At 68.7% G+C, this 20321-nt stretch carries 16 protein-coding genes and 2 pseudogenes; 9 read left to right on the forward strand and 9 right to left on the reverse strand.

Going from position 1 to position 20321, the window contains the following annotated elements:
- Positions 1-128: 128 nt before the first annotated feature.
- The 4 genes and pseudogenes from ACFXPL_RS17780 to ACFXPL_RS17795 all read left to right on the forward strand — a co-directional run.
- Positions 129-413: pseudogene (locus tag ACFXPL_RS17780) on the forward strand (IS701 family transposase); the annotation flags it as partial.
- A 446-nt stretch (positions 414-859) separates the two neighbouring features.
- Entirely contained in the window at positions 860-1240 is a 381-nt protein-coding gene (locus tag ACFXPL_RS17785; RefSeq protein WP_384919657.1) for a hypothetical protein, read from the forward strand.
- Positions 1241-1318: 78 nt separating this feature from the next.
- Positions 1319-2023 (forward strand): ABC transporter ATP-binding protein, encoded by a 705-nt coding sequence (locus ACFXPL_RS17790; RefSeq protein ID WP_384919660.1) that lies wholly within the window; start codon positions 1319-1321, stop codon positions 2021-2023.
- Complete coding sequence (locus ACFXPL_RS17795; RefSeq protein WP_384919662.1) at positions 2020-4272, forward strand: ABC transporter permease; 2253 nt, start codon at positions 2020-2022, stop codon at positions 4270-4272. The genes ACFXPL_RS17790 and ACFXPL_RS17795 overlap by 4 nt, the downstream gene beginning before the upstream one ends.
- 5 nt (positions 4273-4277) lie before the next feature.
- On the opposite strand, the gene ACFXPL_RS17800 is transcribed toward ACFXPL_RS17795, so the two are convergent.
- The 6 genes from ACFXPL_RS17800 to ACFXPL_RS17825 form a co-directional block, all read right to left on the reverse strand.
- Positions 4278-5201 carry a helix-turn-helix domain-containing protein gene (locus tag ACFXPL_RS17800; protein WP_384919665.1) on the reverse strand — a complete coding sequence of 308 codons (924 nt, stop codon included), beginning with the start codon at positions 5199-5201 and terminating at the stop codon, positions 4278-4280.
- A gap of 158 nt (positions 5202-5359) precedes the next feature.
- A complete protein-coding gene (locus ACFXPL_RS17805; protein ID WP_384919668.1) occupies positions 5360-5569 on the reverse strand; it encodes a hypothetical protein in 210 nt (69 codons plus the stop codon).
- A gap of 790 nt (positions 5570-6359) precedes the next feature.
- Complete coding sequence (locus ACFXPL_RS17810; RefSeq protein WP_384919670.1) at positions 6360-6800, reverse strand: hypothetical protein; 441 nt, start codon at positions 6798-6800, stop codon at positions 6360-6362.
- A 194-nt stretch (positions 6801-6994) separates the two neighbouring features.
- Positions 6995-8131, reverse strand: a complete 1137-nt coding sequence (locus ACFXPL_RS17815) for a M20 family metallopeptidase (RefSeq protein WP_384919673.1) — start codon at positions 8129-8131, stop codon at positions 6995-6997.
- An 11-nt stretch (positions 8132-8142) separates the two neighbouring features.
- Positions 8143-9567 (reverse strand): aldehyde dehydrogenase family protein, encoded by a 1425-nt coding sequence (locus tag ACFXPL_RS17820; protein ID WP_384919675.1) that lies wholly within the window; start codon positions 9565-9567, stop codon positions 8143-8145.
- A gap of 149 nt (positions 9568-9716) precedes the next feature.
- Positions 9717-11279, reverse strand: a complete 1563-nt coding sequence (locus tag ACFXPL_RS17825; RefSeq protein WP_384919678.1) for a GMC family oxidoreductase — start codon at positions 11277-11279, stop codon at positions 9717-9719.
- 126 nt (positions 11280-11405) lie between these two features.
- Between ACFXPL_RS17825 and ACFXPL_RS17830 the strand changes: the two genes are divergently transcribed.
- Complete coding sequence (locus ACFXPL_RS17830) at positions 11406-11903, forward strand: GbsR/MarR family transcriptional regulator (RefSeq protein WP_384919681.1); 498 nt, start codon at positions 11406-11408, stop codon at positions 11901-11903.
- A gap of 511 nt (positions 11904-12414) precedes the next feature.
- Here ACFXPL_RS17830 and ACFXPL_RS17835 read toward each other — a convergent pair.
- A complete protein-coding gene (locus ACFXPL_RS17835) occupies positions 12415-12801 on the reverse strand; it encodes a hypothetical protein (RefSeq protein ID WP_384919683.1) in 387 nt (128 codons plus the stop codon).
- A gap of 1 nt (position 12802) precedes the next feature.
- Here ACFXPL_RS17835 and ACFXPL_RS17840 point away from each other — a divergent pair, with 1 nt between their 5' ends.
- From ACFXPL_RS17840 to ACFXPL_RS17850, 3 genes and pseudogenes are all read left to right on the forward strand, one after another.
- A complete protein-coding gene (locus ACFXPL_RS17840; RefSeq protein ID WP_384919686.1) occupies positions 12803-12979 on the forward strand; it encodes a hypothetical protein in 177 nt (58 codons plus the stop codon).
- Between the two features lie 49 nt (positions 12980-13028).
- Positions 13029-13214, forward strand: a pseudogene (locus tag ACFXPL_RS17845) (ISL3 family transposase); the annotation flags it as partial.
- A 580-nt stretch (positions 13215-13794) separates the two neighbouring features.
- Positions 13795-16215 carry a PQQ-dependent sugar dehydrogenase gene (locus ACFXPL_RS17850; RefSeq protein WP_384919689.1) on the forward strand — a complete coding sequence of 807 codons (2421 nt, stop codon included), beginning with the start codon at positions 13795-13797 and terminating at the stop codon, positions 16213-16215.
- A 221-nt stretch (positions 16216-16436) separates the two neighbouring features.
- On the opposite strand, the gene ACFXPL_RS17855 is transcribed toward ACFXPL_RS17850, so the two are convergent.
- Entirely contained in the window at positions 16437-17657 is a 1221-nt protein-coding gene (locus ACFXPL_RS17855; RefSeq protein ID WP_384919692.1) for a metallophosphoesterase, read from the reverse strand.
- A 366-nt stretch (positions 17658-18023) separates the two neighbouring features.
- Positions 18024-18491: a MarR family winged helix-turn-helix transcriptional regulator gene (locus ACFXPL_RS17860; RefSeq protein WP_384919695.1), complete on the reverse strand. Its 468-nt coding sequence runs from the start codon at positions 18489-18491 to the stop codon at positions 18024-18026.
- Positions 18492-19093: 602 nt separating this feature from the next.
- On the opposite strand from ACFXPL_RS17860, the gene ACFXPL_RS17865 reads away from it, so the two are divergent.
- The gene (locus ACFXPL_RS17865; protein ID WP_384919698.1) at positions 19094-20203 is read left to right on the forward strand and encodes an LLM class flavin-dependent oxidoreductase; all 1110 of its coding nucleotides are present in this window, start codon (positions 19094-19096) and stop codon (positions 20201-20203) included.
- Positions 20204-20321: the final 118 nt, after the last annotated feature.

A 20321-nucleotide genomic window follows, 5' to 3' on the forward strand; every position in this document is an offset into this window, starting at 1 on the left:
AAGCGGCTCCAACCGCTCCCACTGAGCATCTGTCAGATCACCCCTATGTCTCACAGTCCTATCAACGACTCAACTGATCGCCAGGACACTGCCTAGTCCGAGACGGCACAGAGGGTGAAGATCCGGTCCGCTGGCTGCTGGCCGAATGGCCCGCCGATCAGGACGAGCCCGTGCAGTTCTGGCTCTCCAATTTGCCCGAGACCACCTCGTTGCCCGTCCTCGTGCGCACCGCCAAGCTCCGCCGGCGCATCGAGAACGACTACCGCGAGATGAAACAGGCCCTGGGCCTGGCCCACTTCGAAGGCCGGACCTGGCCAGGCCGGCACCACCACGTCACCCTCGTCTCGGTCGCACACGCCTTCTGCACCCTTCAGCGACTGAGCCGATCCCCAAGAGAGACGGCGTCGGCCTGAGCCTCTACCGAGTCGTCCGCGAGCTGCAGCTACTCCTCGTGATCTGGACCGGCGCCTGCCCCACCTGTCACCGCGACATGCCAGACCCCACACCAGCATGACCAAGCCCTACCAGGACTTGTCCGGACCCGTGGACTCAGGCGCAATCCGTTGTGCACTCTCGGTTATGGACGGACTGAGAGCAAGCGGTGAGAGTGGGCACGAACGGAAAGGGAGCGAAAGGTGCGGCCGAGTATGCAGTTCAGGTGCCTCGACGATATTCGGGCCCACAGCGGCAGTGCCCTTCGGTGGTAATTCAGACCCTTTCTGAGGCGCCGGCCGGGAATTCAGGTGTGTCATTGACCTGCGGAAGGTGTAAACAACTGTGCTCAGAAACAGGAATCGAGTTTCCTGTTTTCATCCACCGGGGCACTCCTGGTGACAGAACGGAGAAGAAAATGAGGGCTATGCCCTTCGGGACGACGGTCGTCAAGGCCATGGTCGCAGCCACGGCCATAACGGCAATGATGGGTGTCGGCCAGGCGTTCGGCGCGGGTGCGGGGGAGAGTCTGGACTCGCGATACCAGGACGCCGTTTATGCCTACAGTCATGGCACCAACGGCCAGGTGGCAGTCGCCGACACCGCTGGGGACAGCCATGCGGTCTACACGCTGTATGACCGCAAGAACAACACGGGCCTGCGGCTCGACAACTCCAGCGGCAACGGTTCCACGAAGAAGAGCGGCATGAACGAAACGAACTACGTGCGCAAGGTCACCGCGTGCCTGAACGTCCAGCTCAACCCGGACCGGTGCGGGGTCGACGACCGCCCGGGCGACGGGCGCTAGAACTCTCTGCGGTGGAGCGGTCCGGACCGCTCCACCGCAGCTCGTCATCCCCGACCGCCAGCACAGTGAGGACAGCAAGTGGGCACGGCACACGACACGGATACCACTCGACCCGTCCTGGAGATCGAGGGACTGACCCACTCGCTCGGCGTGCGGAAACTGTTCACCGACCTCTCCCTGACGGTGCGGGCCGGTGAATCCGTCGCCGTGACAGGCCCGAGCGGATCAGGCAAGAGCACGCTGCTGTCCTGCGTACTGGGCCTGATCAAACCGACAGCGGGCTCGGTGAAGGTGACCGGCACCGACATCGTCGGGCTTCGGCCCGCACGCCTGGCCGCACTACGCGCCCGGGCAGTCGGCATGGTCTTCCAGTTCGGCGAACTCCTGCCGGAACTGAGTCCGTTGGACAACGTGGTGCTCGCGGCACTTCTGGCCCGCACCAACCCCCACGGCGTGAGAGACAGGGCGCAAAGGCTCCTCGACGACCTCGGCGTACCGGGGGCGACGACGAGCGACGAACTGTCCGGCGGAGAGCGGCAGCGTACCGCGGTGGCCCGTGCCCTGATCAACGAACCTGCTCTGCTGCTCGCCGACGAACCCACCGGAGCGCTGGACACGGAAGCTCGTGACAGAACGGCCGAGCTGCTCTTCGGCCTGCCCCGAGGCCATGCGTGCGGGCTGCTCGTGGTGACCCACGATCCAGGCATCGCCGCACGAGCGGACCGCGCGCTGCGTCTTGAGGCGGGCGCCCTGAAGCCGATGGCCTCCGGTGTGTCCGCATGACGCCCGTCGGGGACATCCTGAAGCTCGCGCGTCGGCTCCTCGTCATCGGGCGCGTGGCGGGCCGGCGCGCCGAGGCAGGTGGCGTACGCTTCGCCGCTCTACTTCTCGCGACGCTGGTCCTCGCACTCAGCCTGGGCAGCCTCGTCGCCGTCCACGCCGTGTACGTGGGCAAGGAGGAGCGCCGAACGGCCAGGACCCCCGTGGCCCCCGACAGGGCCCTGGAACAGGCGGCCAACGCGACGGCATGGCTCGTAGGGTCCGACTCGCTCGACGGTGAACGCCGCTTCAGCGTCGTGTACTTGGCTCCTAACAAAGGGGACGCGCCGCTGCCTCCAGGACTGGACCGCTGGCCGGGCCCGGGCCAAGCGGCCTTGTCGCCGGCACTGCGGAAGGCGGGTGCCGGAGAGGATATCGATCACCGTTACGGCCAACTGGCCGGCACGATCGGCGAACAAGGACTCGACGAGCCATCCGAATGGCTCGCCTATGTCCGCCCGCGCGACGGCCTGAGCGCTCAGCGGCCCACCGATGTCGTCACCGGATTCGGCCCGACGGCCGGGCACGTGTCGGCTGCTCTGGAGCCTGGATCGGGCCGGCTGGACGACAAGCCCGAGTCGATGTTCCAGGCCGCGGTCATCGGCATGCTCGTCCTGCCGGCCGTCGCTCTGCTGGTCGTGGCAGTGCGCACCGGTGCACATGCCCGTGACGGCAGGACCGTGCTCATCGCCGCACTCGGCGGACGACGGCTGGACCGCGCCCTGGTGGCCACCGGTGAGGCCGTGCTTCCGGCAGTCCTCGGCGGGATTGTCGGGGCCGCAGCGATGGCCTCAGCCGTACTGCACGACATTCGCATTCCCTACACCGACTACATCCTCTCCTCCTCCCACCTTCGCCACTACGGCTGGGCTGCCGTACTCGCACCCCTCACCGCGTTCCTGATCACCCTGACGACCGCGGTGGTCGCGGACCTCGCGCCCCGCCGGCGCGCGTCCGCGAACCGGCCACGCGGCACGTCCACCCACACCTGGCTGCCCCGGCTGGCCGTGCTGTGCCCCATCGCGATCATCCTGGCGGTACGCGGCCCGGACCTCTTCACACCGGACTCCGTATCGCGCACGCTCACCAGTTGGGCGGGCATCGCCGGCACGATCCTGACCCTTCCGGCCGCCATCGCGACCATCATCGCCAAGGCCGGAAACCTGCTCACCCGCCGGGGGCGAGCGCACGACTTGCCCGGAACGCTGATAGCGGGCCGGCGTACCAGCACACATCCTGGCGCGACGGCCCGCCTCGTCACCGGCGTCTCGATCGCCCTCATCGTGCTCATGCAAGCCATCGCATGGCAAGGACTGTTCGGGGCACAGACCACCGCAGCACGACAAACCCTCGACCGCATCGGCCGCAGTGTCGTCACCGTCGGCACCCACGGCAGAGTGCCCGCATCCGCCATGGCCGAATTCTTCGCCGGTGCACCGGCGAAGGAGGCTGTCCTGCTGACCCCTCCAGACGGCAAACAGAACACATACCTGACTCTGTACGGCGACTGCGTTGCCTTGACCGCCCTGCATCTGCCCTGCCCAGCACGCGAGACACGCATCGACAGGTTCCCGGAGGACCCGCGGCTACGTGAGCTGATCCGGTGGACCCCCCACATGGATCCGACGCTGCTGATACGCCGGGCCGATGCCCGGACGCTGACGGAACGCGCCGCTTCCTCCAGCAACAGCGCGACCGTCGCCGTTCTGCGGCCGGACGGGGGGCCGCTGTCCGTGCCTGCCCTCAAGCGGTTGTCGTACGAGACGTTCCCGCGCGGCGCAACCATCAGCGCCCCCGGCGAGGACCAGCTCACCGCGGGCGTCCCCAACCGAGACCAGGGCCGCTGGAGTGTCCTCCTCGGAATGGCCGGCATCGCGGTACTCGCCACCACCGCAGGCATCAGCACAATGGCAGAGTTCCTGCGTCAAGGCCGCGCACTCGCACCACTGTCCGTACTCACCGGTGGGCTGCGTGTCTTCCGCACCAGCGCAGCATGGTCGGTTCTCGGCCCGCTGGCCCTCGCCGGAACGGCAGGCAGCGCGGTCGGAGCCGTACTCGCTGCGCCGGTCACCGTCAGCGGCGAGTCCTACATCACCGGATGGCTGCTCCTGTCGACAACCGGCGTCGTACTCGTGATCAGTGTGCTCCTGTGGGGCTGGGCCTCCCATGTCGCCATTCGACAAGCACAGACGTGGCGGCCCAGCGGAGACTGAGTCGGCTACCCGACTCGGTGTTGTGTCTGTGCCGTGGAGTGGGTGGCTTGGTGGCGGTAGTCGCTGGGCGGGAGTCCGTAGGCGGTGCGGAAGGCGCGGCTGAAGTCGGCGGGGTGGGTGAATCCCCAGCGGGCGGCGATGGAGTGGATGGGGGCGGTTCGGAGCGCGGGGTCGGTGAGGTTGTGGCGGGCGCGTTCCAGGCGCTGCCGCCGGATCCAGGAGGCGACGGTGGCGTCTTCGTCCTGGAAGAGGCGGTGCAGGTAGCTGAGGGAGATGTGGTGTGCGGCGGCTATCGAGCGTGGGGTCAGGTCGGGGTCGTGCAGGTGCTGCTGGATGAATGCCTGAATGAGCAGGGTCAGGTTTCGCCGGCGGGTCTCCGGCGTCAGGGACGTGTCGGTGTCGAGGGTGTGGGCGAACAGCGCGGCGACCAGGTCGGTCAGGACCGTCCCCAGACGGGGTGCGTCGTCGGGGGTGTACTGGTCGGTGTTGCTGGTCAGCTGGGTGAGGAACTGGGCCAGCAGTGCGCCGACGCCTTCCTTCGCCGACATCCTCCGTCCGATCGTCTGGTCGGCCCGGCCCCTCGGCAGGGGCAGCTGTGCCTTGGGGAACTGGACTCCCACGATTTTGGTGTGCTCCTGGCCGGTCCATGTCTCGGACGGCCGTGAGGAGTCGTTCGAGTGGAAGTCGTACGCGTCGCAGGTCGCTTCCTGTCTGCCCAGGACGAGTCTCCCGCTGCCTTTCAGGACGAGGGTGAGCTGGTAGACCTCGGGGTCGGACTGCCTGATCAGCTTCGGCGTCCTCCGGATGACCAGCGGCTGGAATTCGCCCGGCCATACCGACACCGCACCGAGTTCGATCAAGCGCTGGTGCACCCGGAAGTCGGCCGCATGGTCGCTGGACAGCTCCATCGGGGCGTGCGCCCGGCTCATGAGCTCCCGCCAGCATTTGAAAGTTCCGCGGCCGTGTCCGCGAGCGTTTCGGGACCGCGCGAGTTGCTGAGCACGAACTGGTGCCTGGCCCCATGGCGAGCTACGCGATGGTACTGCCGATGTATCCGCTTCCGATGAATCCCACAGTCGTCATATTCTCAGCGTCCCTCCAGAAGAGCCGAACCCTTGTCATTTGCCGGACTCGTTGCGATCACCGGACCGCCCGTGGGGCGACCCGCGTCCCTCATTCGTGCGTACCGGCGCACGGTCTTCGGATCGACCCCCACCAGCGCAGCCGCCGAAGGCGCACACTCGGTTGCGTCGAGAGCCTCGAAGATTTCCATGATCTCCCTGTCAGACTTCTTCACGATCCCTCCGGAGGATGAGTTGGTTCGCTGCCAGGCAGCACCGAGCCAACCCCCGGAGGGATCACCTGTTCGGAATCGACACGAATGGGTCCACGGAAAGGGAGATCAACTGTCCGCAGATCAGGACCCGACTTGTCCGCCTACAAGGATCTTGCGCCGTCCGCTGTCAGTGGGCGTGTGCCAGCCGATGCCCGAGTGCCGGTGTTCGAGGGCAAGTGACGCTGAACGCGGCGCTCCTGGCTTCGGGGGCAGATGTCGCGGAAGGTGCCGGGCGGCTTCTGTGACCTGGGACGCTGGGCGGATTCGCGCCGCTGACCTGTGGGGATGGGCTTTCGGCTGTTTCCTGCTCGTGCTCGTTGACGCGGCCGGACGTTCCAGAACGTCCCGGAGGGCTCCCAGCGCTGACCGACGCTCTTTCGGCTCTGGTCAGGGTGAGGCAGCGCGGTGAGGGCTGCGTCAGCCGCTGCGCGGGAAGCTGAGGAAACCGGACTGACCGCGGCTGGCCGCACAAACGCCCCGACGGGAAGTTGGCCGGCGATACGGTCGACGCCGACGCCCTTGTCGTAGAGGGCGTGGGCCTCGGCGTGAAGGAGTGGAGGTGGAAGCGGGACGTGCTCCAGGCCGCGGAGCACGCGCTGTGTTTCCGGTTCGGCCCCCGTCATGGCTGCGGCAACCGGCGACATCGACCCGTCGTTGGGCACTGGCCGGCGATGTGGGTCAGCTCGTGCCAGGACAGGTCGGTGTGGGCCGACTGTTCAGCTCTAGGCGAGTGTGCGCCGGTGATCGCTGGTCAGCGGCGGCCGGTGGACAGGATGACGAGGAACTGGCCGCCGCCCGGCTCGATGCCGGCGGTCACCGGCAGCCCTGGTACCAGTCGGGAGAACCGGTCCACCAGCCAATCGGCCGCCTCTTGGGCGTCCCGCCTGGTCGGACAACGGCCCACCATCTCGCGGCCTCCCTTGCGCTCCAGTCTCCCGGCAACGCTGATCAGCGGCGCGGGTTCGACCACGTACAGGCGGTCCGGCCAGGCGATGACCACCTTGACCGCGCCCTTGCGGGTGTTGCATCCGCGGTGCGCGAGCCGCTCGGTGACCTTGGCCTTCCGGTCGGCGGTCCGGCTGTCGACGCTGGGCCCCCGCGGGTCGTTCACCGACTCGTCGGGGTCGACCGCCTCGTCACACACCCAGCACCGCCAGCCGTCGCGCGCGGCCACATCATCAAGGAGACTCATCCGAGCAAACTAGCCTGCCCGGCCGCCGCCCCGCGCACCAGGGCCCCGGCGAAGTCTTCGCACCGGCCAACAATGCCGCAAAGCCTGGCAACCAGCGTCACCAATGCTTTGACCTGCGTGAATGCCGATACCTTGAGGGGCCCGCCAAGGTGTCGTCCTGCCACGGAAGCGCGGCAGGCCGGGGCGCAGGGTGGTTACGACGCACGGGCGGCGGTTGTGGCGAGGTCGGCGGCGGTCCAGGCCATCGCGACGGCGCCGTCGAGGACGGCGCGGTCCGCGGCCGGCGTGACGCACGCGGCGGTGAACTCGCGCTGGTGGTTGACCGCGGGCGCGCAGTCCAGTCCGAGCATGGGATGGATGGTGGGTACGGCGTGGGAGACGTTGCCCATGTCGGTGGCGGCTCCGACGGCAGCGCCGTCGGGCAGGTCGAGGAAGGTGCGGCCGAGGGCTTCGGCGTTCGCCCGGTACAGAGCCAGCATCGTGGGGTCGGGGCGCAGGTCGGCGTAGTCGGGGCCGACGGGGCTCGCGGTCAGTTCGCACCCGGTGGCCAGCGCTCCGGCTTCGAAGCAGCGCGCCACACGGGTTTTGAGGGGTGCGAGCGCTTCCAGGCTGTCCGAGCGGACTATCCATCGGCCTCGGCTGGACTCCGGGATGACGTTCGCCGCGCTGCCGGCTTCGGTGACGATGCCTTGGATGCGGTCTGTGCTCGTGGTCTGCTGGCGCAGCAGTCCGATGGCCACTTGGGCGACGGTCATGGCGTCGGCGGCGTTGACTCCGCGCTCGGGGTAAGCGCCCGCGTGCGCGGGCGTGCCGCGGTAGAGGATGTCGAACTGGGAGACCGCGGTGCCGGGCATGGCGTCCATCTCGGCAGCCGCAGGGTGCACCATCATGGCAGCGTCCATTCCGTCGAAGGCTCCGCGTTCGAGCATCAGGACCTTGCCACCGCCGCCTTCCTCGGCCGGTGTCCCGAGCACGGTGACCGTCAGCCCGAGGTCGTCGGCGAGTCCGGCAAGGCCGACTCCCGCGCCCACCGCGGCGGCGGCGATGATGTTGTGTCCGCAGGCGTGGCCGATCTCCGGCAGCGCGTCGTACTCCGCGCAGATGGCGACGTGCAGCGGCCCGGAGCCCACGGTGGCGCGGACCGCGGTGGGCAGGCCGTAGCAGCCGTGCTCGACGTCGAAGCCGGCCGCGCTCAGGTGCTCGGCGATCCAGGTGCTGGCGCAGACCTCTTCGAAGGCCAGTTCCGGATGGGCGTGGATGCGATGGGACAGGTTCACCAGCTCGCGCTCAGCGGTCCGGACCTGCTTCCGGATGACGGTCCTGGGATTCATCGGCGCGGACCTCACGACGCGGGCTGGGCGGCGATGTGGACGGAGGCCGGGCGGGTCGCTGCGTCGTAGGCCGCGCTCGCACCGGTGGCGCCCATGCCGCTGTCGCCGGCCGGTTCGTAGAGTCGTTCGGGGCCGCCGCCCTGCCACTGGTTGATCCAGACGACGCCCGCGGGCATCCGGGTGGCCGCGGCCACATGGTCGGGGTCGCGGGTGTAGACGGTGGCTGCGAGGCCGAAGCGTGACCGGGCGGCACGTTCGAGCCCTTCCTCGAAGGAGGAGATGACCACGACGGGGGCGAGCGGTCCGAATGTCTCCTCGGTCATCACCGACATCGACTCGTCGACGCCGGTCAACACCGTGGCCGGGTAGAAGAAGCCCTTACCGTCCGGTTCGACCCCTCCCACGCGGACCGTCGCACCGCGCTCGACGGCCTCGGCGACATGCCGGCGGACCGTGTCGCGTTGCCGTTCGTCGACCAGGGGCCCCATCATGACGCCCTCGTCGTGTCCGTCGCCGACGGTGTACGTCCCCGCCGCCTCCGCCAGGGCCTCGATGAACTCCTCGGCGATCTCCTGGTGCACGTATATGCGTTCCATGGACGTGCAGATCTGCCCGGTGTTGATGAAGGCGCCGAACGCCACTGCTGTCGCGGTCGCGCCGGGGTCGACGCCGGCGTCGACGATGACGGGGTCCTTGCCGCCGAGTTCGAGGACGGCGCGGTGCAGCAGCTTGCCCGTTCCCGCACCGACCTTCCGGCCGGCCGCGACGGATCCGGTGAAGTGCACGAGCTGAATGTCCGCGTGCTCGGCCAGCGGCGCTCCGGCACGCGCGTCGCCGAGGACGAGGTTGACCACGCCGGGCGGGAGGTTGAGCAGTTCGAAGAGTCGTACGGTCGACAACGGTGATCGTTCGGAGGGTTTCACGACCACGGTGTTGCCGGCGGCCAGCAACGGGCCGAGCGCACCGAGCACCATCGCGACGGGGAAGTTCCACGGCGTGATCACCGCGGTGGCCCCCAGCGGATGACGCAGGAGTTTCGTGGCGCTGCCGTCGGGATGGCTGATGGTCTCCTCGAAGTCGTACGACAGCGCCTGGGAGGCGGATGCTTTGAGGCCGGCGGCCGCCCCGTCGATGAACGTACGGCCGACACCGACCGGCTTGCCCATCTCCCGGCACTCCAGGTCGGCGAGTTCGTCCGCGTGCTCGGCGACGGCGTCGGCCCACGCCGAGATGTGCGCGACGCGTTCGGCCACGGGCAGCGCCGCCCACGCGGGCTGCGCCTCCACCGCCGCTGCCACGGCCCGGTCCACATCGGCCCGACAGCCACCGGGCAGGCGGGCGATGACATCCTCGGTCGCCGGGTTGACGACGTCGAGCAGCGTGTCCTCGAAGGAGTCTCCCCAAACGCCGCCGGTCAGGTTCTGCAAGGTCTTCATCGGAAATCTCCTTCAGGTGACGGACGCACACGCCGGATGCGGAAGTTGTGTCCTGGGGGCCTGGGGGCCTGGGGGCCTGGGGGCCCGGTGGCCCGGGGGCAGCGGCAGGGACACGGCGCGCCGGCCTCGGTCGGGCAAGAGGCGCCGCGTCAGGCGATGCGGTCGGCCATGAGTTCACCCGCCATGATCGTGGCCAGGTTGGTGTTGGCTCGGGGCACGGACGGGAAGACCGAGGCGTCGACCACGTGCAGGCCCTCGACGCCGAGGACGCGGCACTCGCTGCCCACGACGGTGCCGGGGTCGTCGGCCGGGCCCATGCGGCAGGTGCTGGTGCCGTGCTGCGCGTCCACGACCGTCGTCAGCAGGTAGTCGTCGAGGCCGCTGTCGCTGTCCAGGACGGAGAACAGTGCAGCGTTCTCCTCCTTGAGCGATCCTTCCGTGATCGCTGCCGTCTCGGGTCGGCGCGCCAGGTCGACGAGCGCCCGTATACCGTGGCGCATGCGACAGAGGTCCCGCTCGTCGGACAGCATCCGCTGCCGCACCAGCGGCTGGTCAAAGGGGTCGGTGGACGCCAACGTCAGCACACCCCGGGAGTGGTTCTGGTTCAGCCAGACTCCGAACGCCCCGGAAGCGGTGGTCGTCGCGGCGGTGGCCATCGCCAGCACGTTCTGGTTGAGCGAGACGAACATCAGGTCGTTGTCGGGGGCGTCGTCGCCGCTCGTCCACCGGACACAGACATTGGTGTGCCGATCGTGCGGCGTCTTGACTGCCGCCGACCCCCGCAACGGGATCGACACCAGCGCCATCGGGTGGTCCTGCATCCCGTGGCCCACCGGCAGGTCGTGGCGCACGTCGATGCCGAGCGCGCGCAAGTGCGACGCAGGCCCGATGCCCGAGCGCATGAGGATGGCGGGGGAGTGGATGACGCCGGCACTGAGCACGACCGTGCCGGCGTGCTCGGTCGTCACCTGTCCGTCGACGAGCAGCCGGACCCCCACCGCCCGGTTCCCGGCGAACACCACCTTCTCCACCAGGGCGTCACCCCGTACCGACAGCGTGCTCAACTCCCGGGCCTGTTCCAGGTACGCGTCGTTGACCGATACCCGGCGCCCGCCGCGGGAGTTGATCGGGTAGGGCGATACCCCGTGTGCGGAGGGAGCGTTGACATCCTCAGCCCAGCCGTACCCCGCCGCGAGGGCAGATCGGGACAGGGCGGTGTCGACCCCACCCCACTCGTCCTGCGGCGTCCGGTGGATCGGTGTCGGTCCGTTGCGGCCGTGATACGGCTCGTCACCGAACTGCTCGTCGTCCTCCAGTTTCGCGAAGTACGGCAGGACATCCGCCGGAGACCAGCCCGTGCACCCGATCCCACTCCAGTCCTCGAAGTCCGCCATGGGGGGCCGGATGGCGATCTGCCCGTTGACCGACGAGCTGCCGCCGACACCCCTGCCGCGCCAGTACGGCGCTTCCGTCTGCGAGTCGGTGCGCGAGGAATTCAGGCCCGCCCACAGCAGTCCCTCGGCCGCGGTGGGGTCCATCAGCGCGACCGCTGGATTGGGTGAGCGCCACGCCTCGTGCATCTGCGCCGAACGGTAGTCGGGGCCGGCCTCCACGAGGAGTACTCGCTTGCCCTTCTCCGCCGAGCGCACCGCGAGTGCGGCGCCCGCGGATCCCGCCCCCACCACAATGACATCCCAGCTCGTGCTCGTCATGCTTCTTCTCCCGCGTAGGGCGATCTGACGTGGCCTAGGTATCGGGCCGGAGAGCTTGTAATATCGACCCCATAGTGAGTTCAGTCAAGACTGAACGTTCATTTTCTACTGACTACCAGGAGTTCCGTGTCCCAGGCGGCCGAGCACGGCACAGACGACTCACCCGATGTGCTCGTCGACGAGTTCGGCACCCACGTCGGCAGAGCCATGGGCTGGCCGCGAATGGCCGGCCGCGCCGCAGGGGTGCTGATGCTGAGCGACAGGCCGCTCACCCTCACCCAGCTTCAGGAAGCCCTGGACGCCAGCAAGGGATCGGCCTCGGAGATGACCCGGCTGCTCATCGCCAACGGCACCGTGGAGCGCTACAAGGAGGCGGGGGCGCGGCACTTCGTCTACCGGTGGCGCGACGACGCCTGGGTCGGCTGCCTGCGTCACATCGTGGCCGCGACCACCGAACTGCGCGAACTCGCGGCGCACGCACAGGAGCGCGGCGCCGACATGTCTGAGGAACAGCGTGGGCGGCTGCGCGACATGCACTCCTACTACCGCTTCATGGTGGGGCACCTTGAGCTGATGCTGACGGAATACACCGCGGCCTGGACGGCGAGCAAGGATCGGCCGTGACAGCGGCCCGACCGGAAGGCATTACGCATGCCGAACTCCCTCGTGGGACTGCCGACGTTCGTCCGTCGGACCGCCGCCCTGTGCGTACCCCGGTCTTCAGGTGTCGCTGCCGGTCCGTAGGTGAGGCACTGGACATCGGCCTGCCCACCGGTCGGGGTGCCCGCGATGGTGGTCACATTCCCGGACGCGTCGTACGTGTGGTCGGCCTCGTGGGCCACGGCGTCGACGCCGGCGATCTCGGCATCGCATGCGCGCTCCACCTCGGAAGGCCGGCGGTTCACCGCACGCTCGTCCGGGACGGACATGGCTCCGGCCGCGCGGAATCCAGAAGGGAACTGTGCGTCCGGAGCCATGCCGGCCCCGGACGGGCGCGCGGGGCGCTCCTTACGTATCCGGCGCCGCGGTGCCCCCGTACGGCACGGCACTACGCTCTCCCGCATTTCCACCTGGCGTTCTGACTGTGTGTCTCGAATCCCGGTCCGGGGACGGCGAGAGCGGACCTTGAGTTCGGTCACTCGCCGGAGCGGGTGGGCTGTGGCCCCGCAGTCCGGACGGGTTCGTGGTCCTGTTCGGGGATCTCCGTTGTTCCGCTTCGGTACTTCATGGCCGCGCACCCGGCCAGGGCCACCACGCACATGCCGGCCACGATCAGCAGGCCGCCGCTGACGCTGCCGGTCCGTTCCTGTACCTGGCCGAGCAGGGTGGGGGCGGCGAATCCGCCCAGGTTTCCGATGGAGTTGATGAGCGCGATGCCCGGGGCGGCCATCGACCCCACCAGATACCGCTGCGGGATGATGGAGAACGAGGAGGCCGCAATCTTGAAGCCGACCGTCGCGATGATCAGCATGACGACGACCGCGAGTGCGGGCGAGGTCAGGGCGGCGGCCGTCAGTCCCACGATGGCCAGCAGGATCAGCCCGCACGCGGCCGAGGCGCGCGGCGCCGAGATCGCGCAGGGCCTGGTGGACTCGTTCACCCTGGGCGGCGGCCAGTTCCGCACCAAGCCCGGACTCGTCCTGGTCCCCGAAGGGCGCCCCGCGGGGCTCTGCCCCGTAATGGGTGGTACCGAAGGGTGACGGCGGTCGTCGGCACGGTGCGCGCGATGTCACCGCGCCTGTGGGTGTGGTGTTTTCGGGACTGCCGGCCCTCGTCGTGGAGGGCGTGACGGACGAGGGCGAGGCCATCCGGGTGTCGGCGCCGCCCCGGGACGATCCGGTGCCGTGTCCGGTGTGCGGGCGGCCGACAGGGCGGGTGCGTGACTTCCACGGGCGGGTGGTCGCGGACGCGCCGGTGGACGGACGGCGGGCCGTACGGTCGTGCGCGCCCTGCCGATCCCGGCGCCGTATCCGCACCCGACCGGGCCGACGCCGCCCCGGAGGTGGCCGCGCCCGCGCTCCCGTGCGGCGCCACACCACACCGGAGGGCTACCCATCACGCCGACCTGTGTACGGATGGTTGACCACGCTTCCCGAAGCATCGCGGCCGGCTGCGAGGAGAAGGCCTTCGCCGCGGGAAGCTGGTCCCGGCATGATGCCGTGGGCCTGCCGTCAACGGTTTTCGCCGACCGAGGCGGGCCCCCTGCGACGGTCCAAGGCATGGAGGAAGCAGGCCACTTCGCCTTTGTCCAGCAGGGAGACGAAGTTCTGCAATCTACGTCTCTCTTCTTCCTGTGGGAGAGAGAAGCGGCTAGATTCCACTCCGCTCCGCCCCACAGCACCCGTCGATCGGCACTGATGTTGCTCTGGAGGCCCGTGCCTCCCACGGGAAGCGGCCACCTCCGGTCGGACCGCTGCCCCCAGCGTCTGTCGACGGTCCGTGAATGAAGCAGAGACAGGAGATCCCTATGGCCCGCCAACAGGGAAGACACTGGCACCCCGCGCATCGGATGAAGATGCTTCTACTGGCTCTGGTCCTTCCGCTCGCGCTGGTGACGCCCGTGGCCGCGGCACATGAGGGACCGCACGAGGGGCAGAGCGGTCCGCCGTCCACGGGTCAACTGCCCAGCGACGAGCGGTTCCAGAAGGTTCTCCTCGAAGGCACCGGGCTGACCCAGCCGATGCGGATCAGCGTCGCTCCGGACGGCCGGGTCGTCTACATCGAACGCGACGGCCGGGTCAAGGTCTGGGACCCGAAGACGAAGTCCTCGGTGACAGCCGGCACCGTCCCGGTGCGCGTCGTGGGCGAACTGGGCCTCGTCGGACTGGCGCTGGCCCCCGACTTCGCCAAGTCCGGCCATGTCTACCTGCACTTCTCCCGCCCCGACTGGGACACCTCCTTTGTGTCCCGGGTGGCACGCTTCACGCTGAGCCCGCGGAACGTCCTCGACCTGAACTCCGTCACGACGGTCATCGACATCCAGCACCCGCAAGGGGTGGGCGGCGGCCACAGCGCGGGCGATCTGCTGATGACTGAGCGCGGCGTGCTGTTCATCGCGACCGGGGACAACACCAACTGCTGTGCCTCACGCGGCTTCCCCGGCACGGACGAGAGGCCGGGGCAGGCAAACGGCGATGCCCAGCGGACCTCCGCCAACACCAACGACCTCAACGGCAAGATCCTCCGGATCCTCCCGAAGAAGAAGGGCGGCTACAGCATCCCCAAGGGAAACCTCTTCCCCGAGAAGGCCGACCGCCATGACAAGACCCGCCCCGAGATCTACGCCATGGGCTTCCGCAACCCCTTCACGCTGGGGGACTACGACGAGAAGACAGGCGCGCTCTGGATGGCGGACTACGGTCCGGACGCGGTTCAGCCGGACCCTGAGCGCGGTCCGGCCGGACATGTCCGCCTCTTCCTGATGAAGGGAGCGGGCAACTACGGCTGGCCCTACTGCACGATGGACAACCAGCCGTACAACGACTGGAACTACGTCGACGACGAGCCCGGCCCCTGGTTCAGCTGCGAGAAGCCCGTCAACGACTCACCCAACAACACCGGCCTGGTCCATCTGCCCCCGATCAAGCCGGCGACGGTCTACTACACGTACGACAAGCAGGAGTACTTCCCGCAGCTCTACGGCGGCGGCGCGATGGCCGGACCGGTCTACCACTACGACCGGAAGAACCCCTCCGAGACCAAGTTCCCGCAGTGGTTCGACGGCCGGCGCTTCCTGTACGACTGGACGACCGACTGGGTGCAGAGCACGGCCTTCGACAAAAGGCTGACGAAGCCTCAGGACATGCGGCCATTCCTGCCGGACGTGGACTTCAGCAAGCCGATGGACATGGAGTTCGGGCCCGACGGCTCCCTGTACGTCCTGGAGTACGGCAACGGCTGGGGATCGAGCAACGACGACTCCGGGCTCTACCGGATCGACTACACCGAGGGCAACCGGGTGCCCGAGGCGGTGCCGGACGCGAACGCGGATTCCGGGCCGCTCCCTCTCACCGTGGACTTCGACGCGAGCGGGTCCACCGACGCGGACGGCGACGCGCTGACGTACGCGTGGGACTTCGACGGTGACGGCGCTACGGACGCGACCACGGCGAAGGCGTCGTACACCTACCACACCGCCGGCTCCTACCAGCCCCGGTTGACCGTCACGGACAGCGGTGGCAAATCCTCGACCGCGCATCTGTCCGTCGTGGCGGGCAACACACGTCCCGTCGTCACCATCGAAACGCCGGCGGACGGGGGCTTCTCGGAATTCGGCGAGGACATTCCCTTCAAGGTCGAGGTCAACGACCCTGAGGACGGCACCGTCGACTGCACCGAGGTGAAGGTCACCTACCAGCTCGGGCACAACCAGCACGGCCACCCCATGGCCGAGGCCACCCCCGACGCGAACTGCGAAGGAGTCCTCAACCCCGGCCGGGACGCCGAACACGGGCCTGGCGCCTACGTGTTCCACATCGTCCGGGCCGACTACACCGACGGAGGCGGACCGGGCGGCGCCCCGGCCCTGACCGGTGCGAACGACATCGTGCTGCATCCCACCCAATACAGCGCCAGCACCTATCCGCGCGGGCAGGGCGTCGGTCTCTACACCGGTCAGCTCTTCGTCCCCGACTCGGGCAACTGGTTCATGTTCCCGCGAATCAACGCCGCCGGCATCGACCAGCTCTCGATGGAGTTCGCCACCCGGATGGCAGGGGCGGACTTCACCGTGCACGCCGACTCGCCCGACGGCCCTGTGGTGGCGAAGTTCGAGAACCTGCCGCACACCGGTTCCACTTCCCTCTCCAACCGGGTCTACAAGACGTTCACCGCGGCCGTGAACGACCCCGGCGGGGTCCATGACCTGTACTTCGTCGGCACCTGGCCCGCCGGAGTCCAACCCGAGCTGTTCGTACGCACCTTCACCTTCGGGTGAGCGGAGGGACGACGGCGTCGCGCTGACGGCCGAGCCTTCGATCTCGGCCCCGACTCCACCGCGGGTCGGGCGCCTGCGGCCATCGTCGACCGGCTCACCCAACGACACCATCATCGAGACCGGCATCGACTCCTACCATGTCGCCGGCACCCGAGACTGGGCCGCGGCACCCGCCAAGCCCGGCTGACGCATCTGCCGGGCTCGCCGCCCCGACGCAACTCCTAGCAGGAGCTGGACTGTTGCGGCGAGCGGAGTATGAGCAGGGTGATCTCGCTGGGGGCGAAGACGCGGAAGGGCGGGCCCCAGAAGCCGGTGCCGCGGCTGGTGTAGAGGAGGGTGCGAGTGCCGTGGTGGCTGAGGCCGGCGAGGGCCGGTTGGTCGAGGCGGACCAAGTAGTGGAAGGGCCAGATCTGGCCGCCGTGGGTGTGGCCGGACAGCTGGAGGTCGATGCCGTGGGCTGCCGCTCGGTCGATGAACTGGGGCTGGTGGGCGAGGAGGAGGACGGGGAGGTCGGAGTCGGCGCCGTCGAGGGCTCCGGCTAGGTGGGCGCGGTGGCCGGCCAGTCCGGAGGATTCGGCGGTGACGTCATCGACACCGGCGACCACGAGGGTGTCACCGCCGCGTTCGAGCAGCAGATGACGGTTGCGCAGCGGCTCCCAGCCCAGCTCGTCCATCAGGTCGACCCAGCCCTGGGCCTCGCTGTAGTACTCGTGGTTGCCGGTGACGTAGACACGGGCCCGGGTCGCCTGCACGGTGCCCAGTGGGGCGGCCTGGTCGCGACGGCGTTCGGCCGTGCCGTCCGCGATGTCGCCGGTGTGGCAGACCAGGTCGGCTTCCAGAGTGTTCACCGTCTCGCAGACCCGTGCCGACCAGCGGGCGCGGTCGAGCGGACCGTAGTGGGTGTCGGTGATCAGGACGACTCGGGTGCCGTCCAACCCGGCTCCCAGACGCGAGAGCTGCACGTCGAGACGGCGTACGCGTGGCACGCGTCGGGCCTCGGCGTACCCCCAGGCGAGCAGCACGGCGGCTACGCCGAGGACGGCCCAGGTGACGATGCGCGCCCGGTCCTGACCGTCACCGACGCCGGCCACGGTCAGGACGAGCCGCAGCAGGACGCCGAGCAGAACGGACCAGGTGAACAGGACCCAGATGCCGCCCAGCAGCGTGTCACCGATGATCGCCGCCTGGTCCTGCTGGCGCCGACCGTGGCCGCGCACCATCGCGAGCGGCATACCGGTCAGGCCGAGGGCGAACAGTATGGTGCCGATCACTGTGACCGGGAGCGGCCAGTGCTGGCCGGTGTGCAGGAGAACCCAGTACGGCGCGGTCCACAGCAGGACGGGGGCGATCAGGGGGACGTAGCGCATCAGCCGCTGTAGTCGGCTCCGTGGCGCCCCTTGCGCTTTACCGGCGTCGGATCGGGTGTTGCTGGTCTCGGTCACGCTTTCCCCTCCTGAGGTTCTGTCCGGCGGATCGTGCCGTAGCGGAGCCGGGTGGTGGCCACGGCACAGTCGCCGTATCAGCCATCCGTCCGTGGCCCCGAGTCGAGAAGGCGGTCGGATGGCATCGTGCCGGCCTGCACCTGGAACTCCAGGTCGTCATGGTGCGTATCGACGTGGGAGATCGTCGGCGTAGTACCGGCGACCGCCCTTACTGCCGGCGGCCGAGATCGAGTTGAGGTCACCACCGCAGTGGAGCCGTGTGTTCAGGGAATCGGTGCGGCCGGTGCCGGCTTCATCCGGTCGGTCATGGGAACCGCTGGAAGCCAGTGGTGCGGCCCGGCGCCCCGCCCTCCGCCCGTTCGCCGGTCAGTCCGGCTGTTTTTCCATGTGTTCCAGGACGCGGTTCGAGATCTCGGCGAGAGTCTTGAGGTCTTTGGGGGAGAGGGCGTCGACAAAGAGGCGACGCACGTTCTCGACGTGTAGGGGAGCGGCGTCCTCGATCGCCTTGTAGCCGGCCGGGCTGGCGACGATGAACGCTCCGCGTCCGTCGTCGGCGCACTCTTCCCTGGCCACGAGTCCGCGCTTCACCATCCGGGTGACCTGGTGGGACATCCTGCTCTTCTCCCACTCCACCAGCTTGGCCAGGTCCAGGAAGCGCATCCGTCCGGCGCCCTCTTCGGTGAGCTTGGCCAGCACGATGTAGTCAGCGGGAGACATGCCGGATTCGGCCTGGACCAGGCGGGACAGCCGGCCGATGAGCTTCTCCTGCATGCGGATGAAACTGTCCCAGGCGGCTTTCTCATCAGGGGTGAGCCAGCGCGGCGTCTCGTTCATGGATGCAGTGTAACGAGATGGTTGACAGCTCATCTACCCGCGTTGACGCGGTAACGGCACGGCTCGACCCGTCATGCCCCGGACGGTCCGCCGCCGGCGGCTGTCCGGGCCACGGCCGAGCCCCTCGCGCGGGTGGCTGTACCCCGATCGGTGCCGTGGTGCGGTGTCGCGGCGTTCAGGGCAGGTCGGCGGCCAGGCCGGCGAGGACGAGGAGCGCGCTGAGGGTGGCGGCGGTGATGTGCATGCGAGGGGGTCCTTCCGGTCCGGCTCAGGGCAGCGCGCGACCGTTGATTGACGTGTCAACCGAGGCGGTGGGGTGTAAATGTTGATGGGTCAATGAAGTATCGGAGGGTGCGGTGCCGGTGGGTGGCGGCGGGGGGCGGGCCCGTGCCGGGTCGCGGGGTGCCGAGCCGGCCCGGCCGCAAGGTGAAGTTTACGGTTCAACCAACTCGATGTATGGTTGACGAGTCAACTTCATCTCGTGATCGCGTGGAACTCCGTCATGGCTCTCCGTGCCCTGGTGGGTGCCGGGGAATGGTCACTCCGGGGTGTGCTTGAACGCTTGAGTTGACACATCAGCCGCAAGGGAGAGGGGAAGCGCGATGCAGTTCGGGATCTTCACCGTCGGAGACGTGACCACCGACCCGACCACGGGCCGTACGCCGACCGAGGGCGAGCGGATCAAGGCGATGACCGCCATCGCGGTCAAGGCGGAAGAGGTGGGTCTGGACGTCTTCGCGACCGGCGAGCACCACAACCCGCCGTTCGTGCCGTCGTCGCCGACCACCATGCTGGCCTGGATCGCGGCCCGCACGGAACGGCTGATCCTCTCGACGTCGACCACGCTGATCACCACCAACGACCCGGTGAAGATCGCCGAGGACTACGCGATGCTCCAGCACCTCGCCGACGGGCGCGTGGACCTGATGATGGGCCGCGGCAACACCGGGCCGGTCTACCCCTGGTTCGGCAGGGACATCCGCCAGGGCATTCCACTCGCCGTGGAGAACTACGCGCTGCTGCACAAGCTGTGGCGTGAGGACGTCGTCGACTGGCAGGGCCGCTTCCGCACCCCCCTCCAGGGCTTCACCTCCACCCCGCGCCCCCTGGACGGCGTCCCGCCCTTCGTCTGGCACGGCTCCATCCGCAGCCCCGAGATCGCCGAACAGGCCGCCTACTACGGCGACGGCTTCTTCGCCAACAACATCTTCTGGCCCAAGGAGCACTTCAAGAAGCTCATCGGCATCTACCGCGAGCGGTACGCGCACTACGGTCACGGCACGGCCGAGCAGGCCATCGTCGGACTCGGCGGCCATGTCTTCATGCGCCGTAACTCCCAGGACGCCGTACGCGAGTTCCGCCCGTTCTTCGACCGCTCGCCGCAGATGGGCGGCGGCCCCTCGCTTGAGCAGTACATGGAGCAGACCCCGCTGGCCGTGGGCAGCCCCCAGGAGGTCATCGAGAAGACGCTGGCCTTCCGGGAGTCCTTCGGCGACTACCAGCGCCAGCTGTTCAACGTGGACGGGGTGGGCGTGCCGCTGAAGACGGTGCTGGAACAGCTCGACCTGCTGGGCGAGGAGGTCGTGCCCGTCCTGCGCAAGGAGTTCGCCAAGAACAGGCCGGCCGACGTCCCGGAGACTCCCACCCACGCCTCGCTCGTGGCCGATCGCCTCGGCCGGGCGGCCGAGGCCCGGGGGGCCGCCCAGGCGTAGCGTCCTGGAACCGGTGACCCTCCGGAGCGGAAACGGTCCGTGCCCCGATGGGCGGGGGTACGGACCGAAGCGGATCGCGGGCCGACGGTTCGGGCTGGTCACGGGGGAGGAGGCTCGG

Source organism: Streptomyces sp. NPDC059092 (assembly GCF_042756365.1).
Lineage (GTDB): Bacteria > Actinomycetota > Actinomycetes > Streptomycetales > Streptomycetaceae > Streptomyces.